14 protein-coding genes are annotated in these 14,546 nt (G+C 45.0%); 8 read left to right on the forward strand and 6 right to left on the reverse strand.

Annotated elements, in window-relative coordinates:
- Positions 1-10: 10 nt before the first annotated feature.
- The 3 genes from J699_RS04170 to def form a co-directional block, all read right to left on the reverse strand.
- Entirely contained in the window at positions 11-2,131 is a 2,121-nt protein-coding gene (locus J699_RS04170) for a TonB-dependent copper receptor (protein WP_032882937.1), read from the reverse strand.
- Between the two features lie 73 nt (positions 2,132-2,204).
- Positions 2,205-2,642, reverse strand: coding sequence for a DUF2946 family protein (locus J699_RS04165; protein ID WP_032871014.1), 438 nt, complete (start codon positions 2,640-2,642; stop codon positions 2,205-2,207).
- 19 nt (positions 2,643-2,661) lie between these two features.
- Positions 2,662-3,192: a peptide deformylase gene (gene def, locus J699_RS04160; protein ID WP_005281196.1), complete on the reverse strand. Its 531-nt coding sequence runs from the start codon at positions 3,190-3,192 to the stop codon at positions 2,662-2,664.
- A 123-nt stretch (positions 3,193-3,315) separates the two neighbouring features.
- On the opposite strand from def, the gene J699_RS04155 reads away from it, so the two are divergent.
- From J699_RS04155 to J699_RS04145, 3 genes are read left to right on the forward strand one after another with little or no spacing between them, the layout of a single operon-like run.
- Positions 3,316-4,467, forward strand: coding sequence for a LysM peptidoglycan-binding domain-containing protein (locus J699_RS04155; RefSeq protein WP_005228394.1), 1,152 nt, complete (start codon positions 3,316-3,318; stop codon positions 4,465-4,467).
- Positions 4,468-4,475: 8 nt separating this feature from the next.
- Positions 4,476-5,606, forward strand: a complete 1,131-nt coding sequence (dprA, locus tag J699_RS04150; RefSeq protein ID WP_032871009.1) for a DNA-processing protein DprA — start codon at positions 4,476-4,478, stop codon at positions 5,604-5,606.
- A gap of 37 nt (positions 5,607-5,643) precedes the next feature.
- Entirely contained in the window at positions 5,644-6,213 is a 570-nt protein-coding gene (locus J699_RS04145; protein ID WP_032871008.1) for an L-threonylcarbamoyladenylate synthase, read from the forward strand.
- Between the two features lie 393 nt (positions 6,214-6,606).
- Here J699_RS04145 and J699_RS04140 read toward each other — a convergent pair whose 3' ends face one another.
- Positions 6,607-7,527 (reverse strand): DMT family transporter, encoded by a 921-nt coding sequence (locus J699_RS04140; RefSeq protein ID WP_032871005.1) that lies wholly within the window; start codon positions 7,525-7,527, stop codon positions 6,607-6,609.
- Positions 7,528-7,630: 103 nt separating this feature from the next.
- The gene (locus J699_RS04135) at positions 7,631-8,284 is read right to left on the reverse strand and encodes a TetR/AcrR family transcriptional regulator (RefSeq protein ID WP_165569319.1); all 654 of its coding nucleotides are present in this window, start codon (positions 8,282-8,284) and stop codon (positions 7,631-7,633) included.
- 136 nt (positions 8,285-8,420) lie between these two features.
- Here J699_RS04135 and J699_RS04130 point away from each other — a divergent pair, with 136 nt between their 5' ends.
- The 5 genes from J699_RS04130 (at position 8,421) to J699_RS04110 (ending at position 13,401) form a co-directional block, all read left to right on the forward strand.
- Entirely contained in the window at positions 8,421-9,641 is a 1,221-nt protein-coding gene (locus J699_RS04130; RefSeq protein ID WP_032871004.1) for an MFS transporter, read from the forward strand.
- A gap of 321 nt (positions 9,642-9,962) precedes the next feature.
- Positions 9,963-11,177: an MFS transporter gene (locus J699_RS04125; RefSeq protein ID WP_032871002.1), complete on the forward strand. Its 1,215-nt coding sequence runs from the start codon at positions 9,963-9,965 to the stop codon at positions 11,175-11,177.
- Positions 11,178-11,193: 16 nt separating this feature from the next.
- Complete coding sequence (locus J699_RS04120) at positions 11,194-11,967, forward strand: AraC family transcriptional regulator (protein WP_032871001.1); 774 nt, start codon at positions 11,194-11,196, stop codon at positions 11,965-11,967.
- 118 nt (positions 11,968-12,085) lie between these two features.
- Positions 12,086-12,631, forward strand: coding sequence for a glutathione peroxidase (locus J699_RS04115; protein ID WP_032870999.1), 546 nt, complete (start codon positions 12,086-12,088; stop codon positions 12,629-12,631).
- 173 nt (positions 12,632-12,804) lie between these two features.
- Positions 12,805-13,401: a hypothetical protein gene (locus J699_RS04110; protein ID WP_032870996.1), complete on the forward strand. Its 597-nt coding sequence runs from the start codon at positions 12,805-12,807 to the stop codon at positions 13,399-13,401.
- 81 nt (positions 13,402-13,482) lie between these two features.
- Here the strand turns inward: J699_RS04110 and J699_RS04105 are convergent, their stop codons facing one another.
- Positions 13,483-14,445 carry a hypothetical protein gene (locus J699_RS04105; protein ID WP_032870994.1) on the reverse strand — a complete coding sequence of 321 codons (963 nt, stop codon included), beginning with the start codon at positions 14,443-14,445 and terminating at the stop codon, positions 13,483-13,485.
- Positions 14,446-14,546: the final 101 nt, after the last annotated feature.

Here is a 14,546-nt window from a genome sequence, read left to right on the forward strand (position 1 = left end):
CTAACTCAGCTTAGAACTTCATGCTCATCCGCATCCAATAGTTGCGACCGGTATTATTGAATTGCTCTTCACTGGCAAAACCAAAACCTGAACTGCCCGCTTTATTGAGGTGTTCGGTATAGGTTTTATCGAGCAGGTTGTCAACGCCCACTGAAAGATCGACATCTTTACTCAGACTATAACTGCCATTCAAAGAAATGGTTGAGAAACCTGCACTTGGTTTCAGGTCATATCCCACAATATTGCCCTGATGCAAACTGACACGATTTTGTTGATCCACCACACGCCATAACATACCGAGTGTATATTTATCAGCAACATAACGCAGATTCACCCGGCCTTCTAAAGGTGCAATTTGTGGCAATGGCGTATTGTCGCTGGTATTTTTACCCCATGCATACATCGCACTGAGGTCGGCCTGAATATGATCGGTAAACTGATAGCCAACGCCAGCCTCAGCCCCTGCAATGGTGGCATCGACATTCTTGGCACCTGCGGTGATTCCGCCGCTACCATGTCCGCCATGTCCACCTGCATGTAAGTGGCTATGATCGTGGTAGTTCATCAAGATATAGTCATCGATCAGCCCGGCATAAGCAGACACCCATGAGTTAAATGCGCCCTGTTGCTGGGTAAAACCAAGATCGAGCTGTAAAGTTTTCTCCGGACGCACACCGTTAAAGGTGTTGCTTGAACCCGCATTGCCGTGCTCAGGACTGAATAGCTCCCAATAATCAGGCATACGTTCGACATAGCCCAGTCCGACATAACTATTGAGGCCATGCTCGGCATTTTCATTTTCCAGACGCACAAAAGCACTCGGCAAGGTTTTTTCCAGCTGGGTATTGAAACCTTTGGCCTTGGAGTCAGCACGCTCATCATCCACCTTGACCTGGTCTACTCGAGCACCTGTCACGATCTTGTTGTGCGGATTGAGTTGATAGCTCAACTCACCAAAAGCACCATAAGACTGGAAACGCATATCCTGACGGAATGGAACATTCATGGATGGCATGGTCGGTGATGACATACTGCCGCCATGTTTATTGAACTGCGAGTCAACCCCGGTGATCAGGCTCCACTGATTCCATTCAGAGGTCATGGCCAAACGTGAGTTCAAGGTACGGCGCGTCACTTGCATGTCCATTGGCATCGGCATTTTCATGACATGATCACCATGCTTCATTTCAACCATAGGCGGGGGACGCAGGCTAAAATTATCCATGATGTGATCGTTATAGCTATAGTTCACCTGACCTTCAATTTTCTTGATCACATCGGTGATATTTTTCTTTTCAAAGCGCAGACCTAAACTTTCACGCGCGAATTGAGCACCGTCCATCTCCCGGCCTGCATATTCAGACTCGCCGTCTGCCTTGCCGCCAGTCAGTTCTACCCAGGTATTTTCATTCGGTGTCCAGCCCAATGCCACATCGGCATTCCAGCGTTCCCATGAAGAGGGCACGGTTTTACCGTCACCATCCTGATAGCTGTTCGACTCGGAACGATTGGCATTTAAACGGATATATTTTTTCTCATCCCCCACCGCAGCTTCAACATTCTGATCTAAACGCCCAAATGAACCCCACAGTACACTGGCTTGTCCACGATACGGTTTGGCCTGAGTCAGTTTCTCAGGTTGACGTTCAAAGATCACGGTTGCCGCTGAACCGGTATTGGCATATTGAACGGTCTGTGGTCCTTTAATCACCGAAATACGGTCATAACTTTCAGGTGAAATATAAGAAGTCGGTGCATCCATACGATTTGGGCAGGCACCCAGATTTTCTGTACCATCGGTCAGGATCTTGATGCGTGAGCCAAACATGCCACGGAAGGTCACATCACTATTGGTTCCGCCACTCTGTATGGCATTAAAACCCATAATACTTTGCAGATAGTCAGCACCATCCGTTGCAGGAATCGGCTGAATCGGTTGTTTGGGATCGGCTTGCACCACCAGACCATTGCGCTCATTCGGTTGTTGAGCCGTCACTACAATCGGTGCCAGTGACACATGGGCATGTGTAGATACAGACGGATCGACTGGATTTGCCCACACCATTGCAGTATTTGAGGCAGCAAGAATCGCAACCGTGAGCGGTTGTAATAAAAATTTAGGTTGAGCCATGAGTGGTCTCTCTTAAAACATAAGTAAAACTAGGCTAGAGTTTTGAAAAACCCTAATGAAAATAATGTTTTATTTATGCAAAGAGTGGTGGGGCACGCCCTTGGGGCAATAGAAATAAGCGTTGCAGCGCAAAATAAACATGCTTAAACGCTTGCTGATAAGCCACTAAACGGATTTGAATCCGGACCAGTACTTCTTTCACACCCAATTCAGGCGGCAAGACCAGATTGGCATAGACCGTACAGTACTGACATTGGTGATTAGGATCATGATGGTCATGATGCGGCAGCGGAGCCTGAGCTTGCTCAAGCTGGTGTTCATGCGAATGTGAACTATGGGCCGAATGGTTCTGTGTACTTTGTACTTTGGGTAACAGCAGCGCCTGGGTGATGGTTTCACACACCGGCGCAATCTGATATTGCTTCGGGAGCAGCGGCTGCAAGAAAACCGCAATCTGTAAACAGACCGCGGTCAAAGCCAGCAGCAAACCACAACGAAACAAAGACAACATCTTAAACAGTATCGATCACTTAACGTTTAACAGCGACTTTCTCTTTATCACGCTGGCGCACCACTTTTTCCACTTTCTCACGGGCACGCTGACGTTTTAAAGGCGATAAATAATCGACAAAAAGTTTGCCATTTAAGTGATCCATTTCATGTTGGATACAAACAGCGAGAAGTTCGTCAGCTTCTAACTCAAATGCTTGACCTTCAAGGTTAATTGCCTCGATTTTTACGCGTGACGGACGCTCAACTTTGTCGTATATTTGAGGCACAGAGAGACAGCCTTCTTCATAAGGCTGAGTTTCTTCGGTCAGTGGAATGACTTTGGGGTTAATGAACACCATCGGTTGGTTTTTCTCTTCCGAGATGTCCATAACAATAAGCTGAATATGATGATCAACCTGAGTTGCCGCCAAACCGATACCTGGTGCTTCATACATGGTTTCAAACATATCTGCTGCAAGCTGACGAATTTCATCAGTGACTTCTTCGACTGGCTTGGCAATGGTACGAAGGCGGGGATCAGGAAAACTTAAAATAGGTAATAAGGCCATACTGTCGTCCTCACTTATGCCATTGATCAAAAAACCAACTGAAGGGAATGCTTGATCAAAAAAATTGTGTGTAAAGTCGTTATTATAGCGCAACTACACACATAATTTTTAGGAATTATGATAATGAAAAAGGTTTTAAACGGCATACCATCTTTTCATGCCTTGGGGTTAAAAAAACAACTGATTGCGGCTGCAATTTGTGCGGGATTGGGAATGACTGTCAATTTTGCCCATGCTGCCAGCCCGAATGTCAGCCCACCTGCAGTTAAAGTAGGCGCTCCGCATGTTTATGTGGTGAAAAAAGGCGATACGCTGTGGGATATTTCCGGCAAATTTTTAAAGAAGCCCTGGCGCTGGCCTGAAATCTGGGCAAGCAACAAACATGTGAAGAATCCGCACTGGATTTATCCGGGTGATCGCTTATTACTCTGTAGCCTGAACGGTAAACCATTGATTGGTAAAGATGAAGGTGACGGTTGTGACGGTATCATTCGTCGCTATACCGGCAATACCGCGACCCTGCGCCCGCAAGTCCGTATTGAAGCACTGAACAATAGCGTCCCGGTTATCCCCTTGACCCATATTCAGCAATGGCTGGAACGCACTTCGGTACTGCCTGCAGAGGCGATTGCCAACACCCCTTATATCCTGGGCACCGCGGATAACCGTGTTATGGCCGGTAAAGGTCAAAGTGTTTATGTGCGTGGTCAGGGCCTTGAAAATGGTCAACGCTATGGCGTATTCCGTGAAGGCGAGCCTTATATCGTTCTGGATCAGAATGGCAAGAAGCAGAATCTTGGCATTGAGCTGACCCAAGTCGCTTCAGGTGTGGCCATTCGTAGTGAAAATGACATCACCACGGTTGAACTGACCGACAGTTATAACGGCGAAGTGCGTCGCGGTGACCGGGTCATGCTTGAACAAGATGCCATGTTACCAACCCTGTTCTACCCAACCGATGCCAATCAGGTCAAAGACGGCGGTAAAATCATCCGGGTGATGGGTTCGATCGGTACAGCCGCAAAAAATGGTGTCGTGACTGTTGATCGTGGCACTGTGGATGGGATTGAGGTCGGTCAGGTATTCAGTATCTATCAAGATGGCGAAACCGTTCGTGATCCAAAAACCAAAGAGCAAGTGAAACTACCCGGCCAGTATTTAGGGAGTGCCATGATCTTTAAAAGCTTTGACCGTATCAGCTATGCCTACGTACTTGAAAGCGAATTACCGATCAAGCTGGGCTCAGACATCAAGCCACCACGTCTCGACGATTAAGGTCTCAAATGTTGAATCAATTATCGCCTCATCACTACCCTACCGTGCTGGTGTGGTACTTGGTTCAACATTCGCTTTCCAGCTTTCACAAAATTCAGCAATATTTTGGCAGCTGTGAACAGGCAACCCAACCGCAGCGTTTTTCGGAATGGGAGCAACTGGGTCTGCATGCCAACCATTTAAAACGTCTAAAAGAATTTCAGACCGCACAAGGCCAGCAACAGTTTGAACAACTGCTACAACTGATTTGCCGTCATAGTGATTTTATTTTAACGCCCGACGATATTGGCTATCCGACGCAGCTACTGCCTTATAGCGACCGCCCACCGATCCTGTTTGGACAGGGTCAGGCCCAAGCGCTATTACAACCCCAGATTGCCATGGTCGGCAGTCGTAAGCCGAGTCCTCATGGGCGACAAGTGGCTTATGATTTTGCTTACTATTTAAGTGAAAAGGGTTTTTATATCAGTAGTGGTCTGGCACATGGGATTGATCAGGCCGCGCATCAGGGTGGACTGGCGCATCAGCGCACTATCGCAGTGACGGGTACAGGACTCGACAGTGTCTACCCTGCCCAGCATAAACAACTCGCGCAACAGATTCGCCAGTCAGGCGCGATTGTGACTGAATTTCTACCCACCACCATGCCTTTACAACAACATTTCCCACGACGCAATCGGATTGTCAGTGGCTTGAGTCTGGGGGGATTGGTGGTCGAAGCCGCGCTCAAAAGCGGTTCATTGATTACCGCCAATGAAGCAGCCACTCAGGGCAAAATGGTATTCGCCATTCCTGGACATATTTATAGTGAACATCATCAGGGCTGTCATCAATTGATTCGCGAAGGCGCGATTCTGGTCGATCATCCTGAACAGGTGATTGAAGATCTGGCTTTGCCGACGCAATGGCAAGCACAGCAGCAGCCAGCAACAGAAAGCAGCTCGGCACCGCCAACACTACCCGCACATTTAATTGAGCTGTATCAGGTTTTAGACTGGGTCGGACAGGATCTGGATCAGCTGGCGCAACGCTATTCTGCACCTATTGCTGAATTAACTGCCCAATTAATGGAACTGGAATTACTCGGTTTAAGCATGCAACAGGCAGGACGCTATTTACGTTGCCGCCCAATGCATTAAACTACTCACATCTCCCTTTTATCGTTTCATTCTCCCTATGATGACGTCCTCTATTGCTGAAGCAGCACAACTTTTACAACAAGGACAGGTTCTGGCTTACCCGACCGAAGCGGTCTGGGGACTGGGCTGTGATCCCTACAATGAGCAGGCTTTTCAGGATATTCTGGAACTCAAACATCGTCCCGTTGAAAAAGGCGTGATTTTACTGGCCGGCCATTTAGATCAGGTCGAACATTTACTACAGGGTTTAGCTTCCGAGCTTCGTCAGCAAGTGATCAATAGCTGGTCTAACCGCCAGCCAACTGAACGTGCCACCACCTGGCTACTGCCTGCCGATCAGCACATCCCGACCTGGATCAAAGGCCAGCATCCGCTGGTGGCGGTGCGTGTCACCACGCATCCTTTATGTATGCAACTGTGTCAGGATTTTGGTGGGTTTATTGTCTCGACCAGTGCCAATCCCGCAGGTCAGACACCAGCCCATGGTCTGGCAGAGGCCCAAGCCTATTTTGGCGATGCATTACATTATCTTGAAGGCGATCTGGGTCTCAGCCGTGAACCGAGTCGCATTTTAAACGCGCTCACGGGTGAAATTGTTCGCGCCTGATTAGGTGAATAGCGGACAAAAAAAAGCTCAGTTATATAGGGATAACTGAGCATAAAAAGGATGTGTATAATCACATCCAGAGGGTTCATCAATTCGGTGAGCAACTTATTCATTCTAAAATGAATGATCTTGCTGTGGCTGGTATTATGAGCTAATCATTTCATTTATACAAATATATTATTTATCTAACAAAAAAGGTGAAAAGCGTACCTTTTTTGTCACTTTCGCCTTTTTAATAAAATTATATTTTTATTTTTATTCAGCTTTTTTTGAGCATAAACTTTGCTGATCTTTGAAAATATAGTTGCAAATCAGATACAAAGAACAATCATTTAAAAAATAAATTGGTGCGTTTGTTTATTTTTTAAACAAAAGCACCTTTTAAATTCATCTTTACGACGCTGACTCTGCCAATTTCACCGAAGCTTTTACGGTTTTCTTCTGTGCCATGATAATGCCCACCAGAATCATCACACCACCAATGGTATGATAAATGGTCCAGTGTTCCGACAGCCACAGACTGGCAATAATGGCAGTAAATACCGGCATCAGGTTCATAAAAATACTGGTCCGGTTTGGCCCGATCGCCTGCACAGCAACCATCCACAATAACGGTGCGATTAATGACGGGAACACACCGGCATAGAGCACGCTGGCGGCATTGTCAGCATTGATGCCATCTAGCCCCAGCCACAGTAAAAATGGGACGTGATACAACAAAGCAAAAGCAATCTGTACATAGAGACTGGTCATCAATGGCAGCTGGACTTGCCATTTTTTCAGAAATACCCCATAGAAAGCATAAAATCCTACCGCCAAGACCATGACGGCATCGCCCCAGTGACCGCCCTGCTCAAACAGGCTGGCAATACGGCCCTGGCTCATCACATAAATCAGACCGGCAAAAGACAGTAAACTGCCGAAAATTGCATAGCGATTCGGTGCATCTTTTAAAATGAGATAGGAGATAAAAATGGTAAAAATAGGCACAAAGGCATTCACAATGCCCATATTGGTCGCGGTGGTATAATGTGCTGCGGTATAAGACAAACCTTGATAAAGCACCATACCAAATGCACTGAGTACCGCCAGCTTGGGGATGAAGGGGCGGATCAAAGCACGTTGCTTCCAGACCTTGGGCAACATAAAGGGTGTCAAGATCAGGAAGGCCACAAACCAGCGATAAAAACTGATACTGACCGGTGAAATATAATCGGCCACGTAGCGCGTTACCGCGATGTTAAGTGACCAAATCAACACCGCAATCAAAGGCAATACAAATGCCCATTTTTGGTATTTGCTAAACTGACCCATCATTTTCTCACAATATCTCAGCAATGGATGTATTGTGGTAGATGTCCAAAATAATTGAAATATCGTATTTCAGACATTTATATCGCGCTCACGACATTGCTGCTTAGAACAGCTCCCAGGCTCGCATCGCATGTTCCACTACTTTATGCAGTTGCTCAACCGTTGCCCCATCTCGAGCCTGAATGGTTAGCCCCTGCACAACCGTTGCATAGAAGTCGGTCATTTCCTGTAAAGGCGCGGTTGCCGCCAGATCACCATCCGCCACACCCTGCTCTAAACGCTCCAACAGTTTTTGCTTGGTCTGTAAACGTTTTTCCAGAATATTGTGTTGCACTGCCTGCGCATTATCCGAGCAGTTCATGGTCGCCACCACCAGCATACAGCCTGCAGGTTTATTGGGTTGCGCCAAACGTTTGACGTTGTCATATAGATACAGCTCAAATGCAACTTTGGCGGTTTTGGCTTCTAAAAAGATAGGAACAATCGGACAGGCTTCATGGGCCAGATAATAATCAATACATTTATAAAACAGCCCGGCTTTATCACCAAAACTACTGTATAGACTCGGCGCAGTTAGTTCCAGAGCCTGAGTCAAATCACTGATCGAGGTCGCTTCATAGCCATGCGCCCAGAACAATAACATCGCTTTTTCCAGCGCCTGCTGTTCGTCAAAACACTTCGGACGACCACGCTTTTTTTTCAAGCTGTCATCACAGGGTGCTACTGTTGGCTCATGTGCATTGGTCATAGCTGTCACAAATATTTCATAACGATCATTATTAAATTAATTGACGACTCAACTTTAATCAACTATTTTATTTTATATCGATCGTTATAAAAACTAATGTTTTTTCAATTTTATTGTTATCCCTATAACAATAAAGGGAATTATTATGGAAAACTCCACTCCGGCAGACCTCAGTGCACTTGAATCCAATCCATCTCAAGGGAACTGGTTTGCCTTACTTTCCGTCACCTTTAGTGCATTTGCCTTGGTGACAGGTGAATTCCTGGCCATTGGTGTCCTCAATGACATCGCACGTGACTTTCAAATTTCGGTTGGAACAGCTGGTCTTACCGTTTCTTTAACTGCGATCGTCGGCATGTTTGCTGCGGTACTGATTCCAGTTTCGGCGAAGACACTCGATCGGCGTACCTTGCTGTTGATGCTTACCCTGTTGATGATTATTGCCAATCTGCTGACTGCATTTGCACCTAATTTCATGATTTTATTGTTTGGACGTGTCATCTTGGGTGTGGCGGTGGGAGGCTTCTGGGCAACAGCCGTGGCATTAAGCGGTCGACTGGCACCACCGCATTTACCCATTGCCAAAGCGACTGCCTGGGTGGCTTTCGGGGTGACCTTAGCCAGCGTATTAGGGGTACCGATGGGGACATGGCTGGCTCAATATAATGGCTGGCAAACCTCTTTCACGGCGATTTCCCTTATGGGTGTCCTGCTTTTGATCTTCCAGTACCTTTATCTGCCTCAACTCAAACCGTCTTCATCTTTGCGCTGGAAAGAACTGCCGATTCTGCTGCAACACCCTGCCGCCCGTAAAGGCCTGATCATTTTTCTGTTTATGGGCTTTGCGCATTTTGCTGCGTATAGCTACTTTTCAGCCTTCTTTAAACATGAGCTCGATTTTTCGGATAGCCTGATTAGCCGTTTACTGCTGGTCTATGGCATTGCAGGCATTTTCGGGAATGTTTTTGCAGGCTACCTCGGCCAGATCAATATCCGTTATGCCTTTGCAGTCAGTGGCGCTGCGTTCTTGCTGGCATTTTTAGCGCTTCCGCTAGTCGGGGCCAATGTCATGCTTGCGATTGTATTAACGGCTTTATGGGGCTTCGCCTACGGGATTATTCCAACTGCGGTGAATATCTGGATGTTTACCCATGCGCCTGAAGCGGTTGAAAAAGGCATGCCGATGGTGACTTTAACCTTTTTAATCCTGATTGCGTTGGGCAGCATGTTCGGTGGTCTGATTGTTGACCATTTTGATGGCACCATCTTATTTTTTGCCATGCTCCCACTGGTACTTTGTTCACTCGTGCTGATCTTTACACTGGCACGGGGCTTAAATAATCCCAAAGTCACTTATAAAAATTAATCCTTAAGCTACAGATCAAACAGGAAATTAAACGACTTCTGTTTGATCTGTGAGAACAATCCAGAAATTTACTTTTCCTCTTTTACAGTTCGCCCACTCCCATGATTCAGGGCGACTGTATTTTTCTTGAACAATCTCCTGCGTATTTATTATGGCAGCTCATGCACAATTCGCATAAGTGGCCCAGATATTTTCATAACGATCACTATAAAATTAATTGACGGATCCAGTTTTATTCTTTATTTTATTTCATAACGATCGTTATAAAATAAAATTTGATCTTTAGCTTTTATCCTTGTGCTGACAAATCAGGAAAATCCCATGCAAGCATCCACCTCATCAGACGAGCAGCCCACGCAAACCACACAAGGAAGCTGGTACGCCATTTTGGCGGTTGCCATTGCGGCCTTTGCATTGGTCACCAGCGAATTTTTACCTGTCGGCGTACTCAATAGTGTCGCAGCCGACCTGCAGATCTCAGTCGGTACAGCAGGTCTGATCATTACCCTTCCCGGGGTGATGGCTGCGATTGCAGCACCACTGTTACCCGTATCGGTCAAACAGCTCGATCGACGCTATGTATTGATCTTACTCACCGCAATCATGGTGATTGCTAATACCATTACCGCCTTTGCAGAGAGCTTCCATGTACTACTGTTAAGCCGTTTGGTGTTAGGCATTTCGATTGGTGGTTTCTGGGCAACTGCGATTGCCTTGAGTGGCAAACTGGCGCCGCCTCATTTACCCATCGCTAAAGCCACTGCCATCGTCATGGCAGGCGTGACTTTTGCCACTGTGCTTGGTGTTCCAATCGGCACCTGGCTCAGCGAGTTTTATGGCTGGCGCAGTGCATTCGGTATTACTGCTGCTATTGGTTTGATTGTATTGCTGGTCCAGCTGATTTGCTTGCCTGAACTGAAACCTGAATCTGCCATTCATTTCCGTGATTTACCTGCATTATTGCGCACGCCAAAAGCCCGTAGTGGCATGTTAATCGTATTACTGATTGGTCTCGCGCATTTTTGTGCGTATAGCTATCTGGCACCATTCTTTAAAAACATTGCAGGCTTTAACGGTACCACCATCAGCTCGCTGTTATTACTCTATGGAATTGCAGGTATTTTCGGCAATGCATTTGCAGGCTATAGTGGTAACCTGAATGTACGCTATACCCTTGCCTTTGTCGGGATCTGTTTTGCGATTGTGTTCTTTGGTTTCCCGATCTTTGCGATTCATGAGTTTGGTGCGATTGTATTAACCGCACTGTGGGGCTTTGCCTTCGGCGCTTTCCCTACCTCAGCCAATATCTGGATGTTTGTGCACGCGCCGCATGCGGTAGAAAAAGGCATGCCTTTGTTTGTCGGCATGTTCCAGGTCATGATTGCGACCGGTTCCTTACTCGGCGGTTATGTGGTCGACCATTTCAATGAAAATATCCTGATTTATGGCGTCATCAGCTTTGTGGCCCTGGCATTGATCAGTATCTTTACTTTAGCCAAAGGCTTGAATAATCCTAAAATGACATGTGAAAACTAATAGTGAGTCCCTCCGGATGAAGCAGAATGTTGCTGAACAATTTCCCTTATTACGTGATATAGAAGTGCATGAATTTCTATATCAAAAAGATGATATTGTCAGCCCGCATTCTTCCATCTGGGGAGATTTTAACTTTAGTTTAAACGGGACTTTAGAGTTTGATATTGAAGGGCAATATTACTTGTCTCCGCCCAGCTATGGATTGTGGCTGCCACCGCGTACCGAACATCAGTCGCTGCCCGTCGAGCATGAAATTCACTATATCTGTATTCGATTACATCCGCGGCTCGGCGCTTTTTTAGGCGATGTTTGCCGCTGTTTTAGTATTGAACCTTTTTTCCGTGCGCTGGTGATCCATATTCTGGAACAGCAAAAACTGGCTGCTGCACCCGAGTATCTGGAGCACCTGCTGCAAGTTTTATATGATCAACTGAAACAGGCCCCTGCTTATTCGCATTATCTTCCGCAAAGTACCCATCCCGTTCTCGCGCCAATTCTGGAGCAACTGTCAGATCCAGCTTTATTTCAACTCAGCCTGCAGAAAGTCTTAGGAAATTTTGCGGTCAGTGAGCGTCATGTACTCCGTCTCAGCCAGCAAGAGCTGCAACTGTCATTATCAGAATGGCGTAATCGGGCAAAAATCATTTTTGCGATCAATCAGATCCGCCAAGGGATGACCATTAAACAGTTAGCATTTGCTTTGGGTTATCACCACAGTTCCAGCTTTATTGAGTTCTTTAAACGCTATACCGGACAAACTCCGATTCAGCTAAAGAATGCTTCTCTCTAGAATAAAGGCTTGGTTTTTCTGATTATTTGTATGGATTCATAACAACAGCATTGCACTCTGCAGCAATAGCAGTTAAAACAAACGGGTATTGTCACAACAACAAATTAGGACCTATCTCATGAGTCAGTCGGTTTATCACATCCCTGTTAAGGACATTAAAGGTCAGGATGTTGATCTTGATCAATATCAAGGCAAAGTACTCTTGATCGTCAATGTTGCATCTAAATGCGGTTTAACCCCGCAGTACGAAGGCTTGGAAAAACTTTATCAGGTCAGGAAAGATCAAGGTCTGGAAATTCTTGGCTTCCCTGCCAACAACTTTCTGGAACAGGAACCGGGCAGCAATGAGGAAATTCAGCAATTCTGCTCACTAAATTATGACGTGCATTTCCCACTTTTCGCCAAAATTTCGGTTGCGGGTGATGATAAGCATGCTTTATATCAAACCTTGACTCAAGCCATTCCTGAGCGTACAGGTGAAGGCCCTTGGTGGAAAGATCTGGTTGATTACGGCTTAACACCAAACAACCCACCTGAAGTATTATGGAATTTTGAAAAATTCCTCATCAATAAGAAGGGTGAAGTGGTTGCCCGTTTTGCACCTGATATCACGGCAGACGATGAACGCATTGTGAGCGCGATTGAAGCTGAACTAGCAAAATAAGCATTAAAAATATAGAGAAAAGAATAGTTTATCTGTTCTTTTCTTTTAACTTCCTAGACAGTTCCTTCTATTATTTTCTTAGATCAAACTGTTGATGAATTGCAAAAATCACTTTTTTCTCCACATTTTCTCATTATAGTGACGCTCTTCTCATAATCTGGTGTAGTTCAGCCATGATGGAACGTTTCTCTATCAAAGCCATTCTCTCAGTAACCACCTTGGTGAGTCTATTCGCACTGGTAGGTTGTGATCAGGTCCCTCATGACAATGAGCAAGCTGAGCAAAACACTGAGATTGAACAATCAATCACAACTTCTGAAAATACAGAACGTGAAGCAAGTATTGCTCAGGACACTCAAAACCTGAGCAAGGGTAATATGCTGAATATCGCCCGCGATATGGCCAAGTTGCAAATTGAAACTGATGACTATGTCACCCTGCTCAAGCAATCACAAAGTAATCTTGAACAAGCAATCCAAGATAAAAATGTCCAGAAATTACAGCATACAACAGGCGATTTAAACCAGGAACTGCATGGCTTACATGACGCTTTATTATCGTTAAATTTGAAAAGTAATGAAGTCGATCAGATCCGCCAAAGTTTATTGAGTGCAAATCAGCAACTGCTCAATATGCCGTTATTGCATGGTCAAACCGATCTTTCCAAAATTGATTTTGCCAAGATCGAGAAACAGTTCAATACCATTCAAATGGATATGGTGAAACTGGCAACTTTGGTACTCGGCAATAAAGATGATTCAAACGCTTAATAGGTATACACATAGAAACGGGAAGCCAACTTTCGAATTAGATAAGCTTTCTTCCCGCTCAGAGTAAATTTAATTTGATTGTTAGGCTGAGGTCATACTATACAACCATGGTAATCCAAGAGCCAAAATAACACTGACCACCAAACCTAGCATGGCTTTCATTGCATCAGAACGTACAATTTTAGCCGTTTCATAAATAGATGGCTTAAACATATGCATAGAAATGGCAAATTCACGTCCGGCCAATAAACCTAAGAATACCCATGTAGTACTCATTGGGACGTTACTCCACTCTTTAAAGATTAATAAAATAATCGCATAAATAAAGTCAATAATGATTGCTGCACGGATATCAGTTGTTCCTGTTTTTGAGGTAACAATTTTCTGAATTGCCCCTCCACTATGATAAAAAATAAAACCTAACAAACCAACAAAAATCAAAGTCGCAAAAGACATCCACTCAACTGAAACCTGACGGGGCAAATATACAAAAATATTCGCTAGATCTTGAATAAGCCATTGGCTCCAAAGAAATGCCGTTGATATCCACTGTAATGCAAGCCAATATTGTGGCGCAGGCTCTCCTGCTGTGCGATCAAAATGTTCTGTTAAATGTTTTACGACATAGCGATAAACCAAGATCGCGACAACAAACGCTACAGCATATCCCATTAATGACTTCGTGAGCATTGATCCTAAGCTGCTTGGAGCAAATACGGTTAGAACTAAAAAGGTCGTACTCACAGGAATAGAAAAACGGGTCAGAATCAAAATCACAATTGGCGGAACAATATATAAGCAAGTCAACCCACCCTCAGGAAATGGAATTTTATCTAAGCGTTGATATGAAGCATCCCATACGCCTGAAGTATACCAACCATAAAATAGTACAACGATCAAAATACTACTGGCAAAAAGCCAAAGAACCCACCAAGGTCTTTGACTATTCGATGAAATAAAAGTTCCTAAAGTTTGAATTGCATCATTTGCAATAATTGAATAGGCGGCTAGCATAAAGCCAACAATCATATAAATCTCTAACATATTTAGTCATCTAGCTTGAATTTAGATAACATCTTTATGTCAAAAAATTATTTCACTATGAAGTAATACTTAACTATATTTGATGTGAATTAACAAAAACT

Source organism: Acinetobacter sp. 1000160 (genome assembly GCF_000588715.1).
GTDB lineage: Bacteria > Pseudomonadota > Gammaproteobacteria > Pseudomonadales > Moraxellaceae > Acinetobacter > Acinetobacter courvalinii.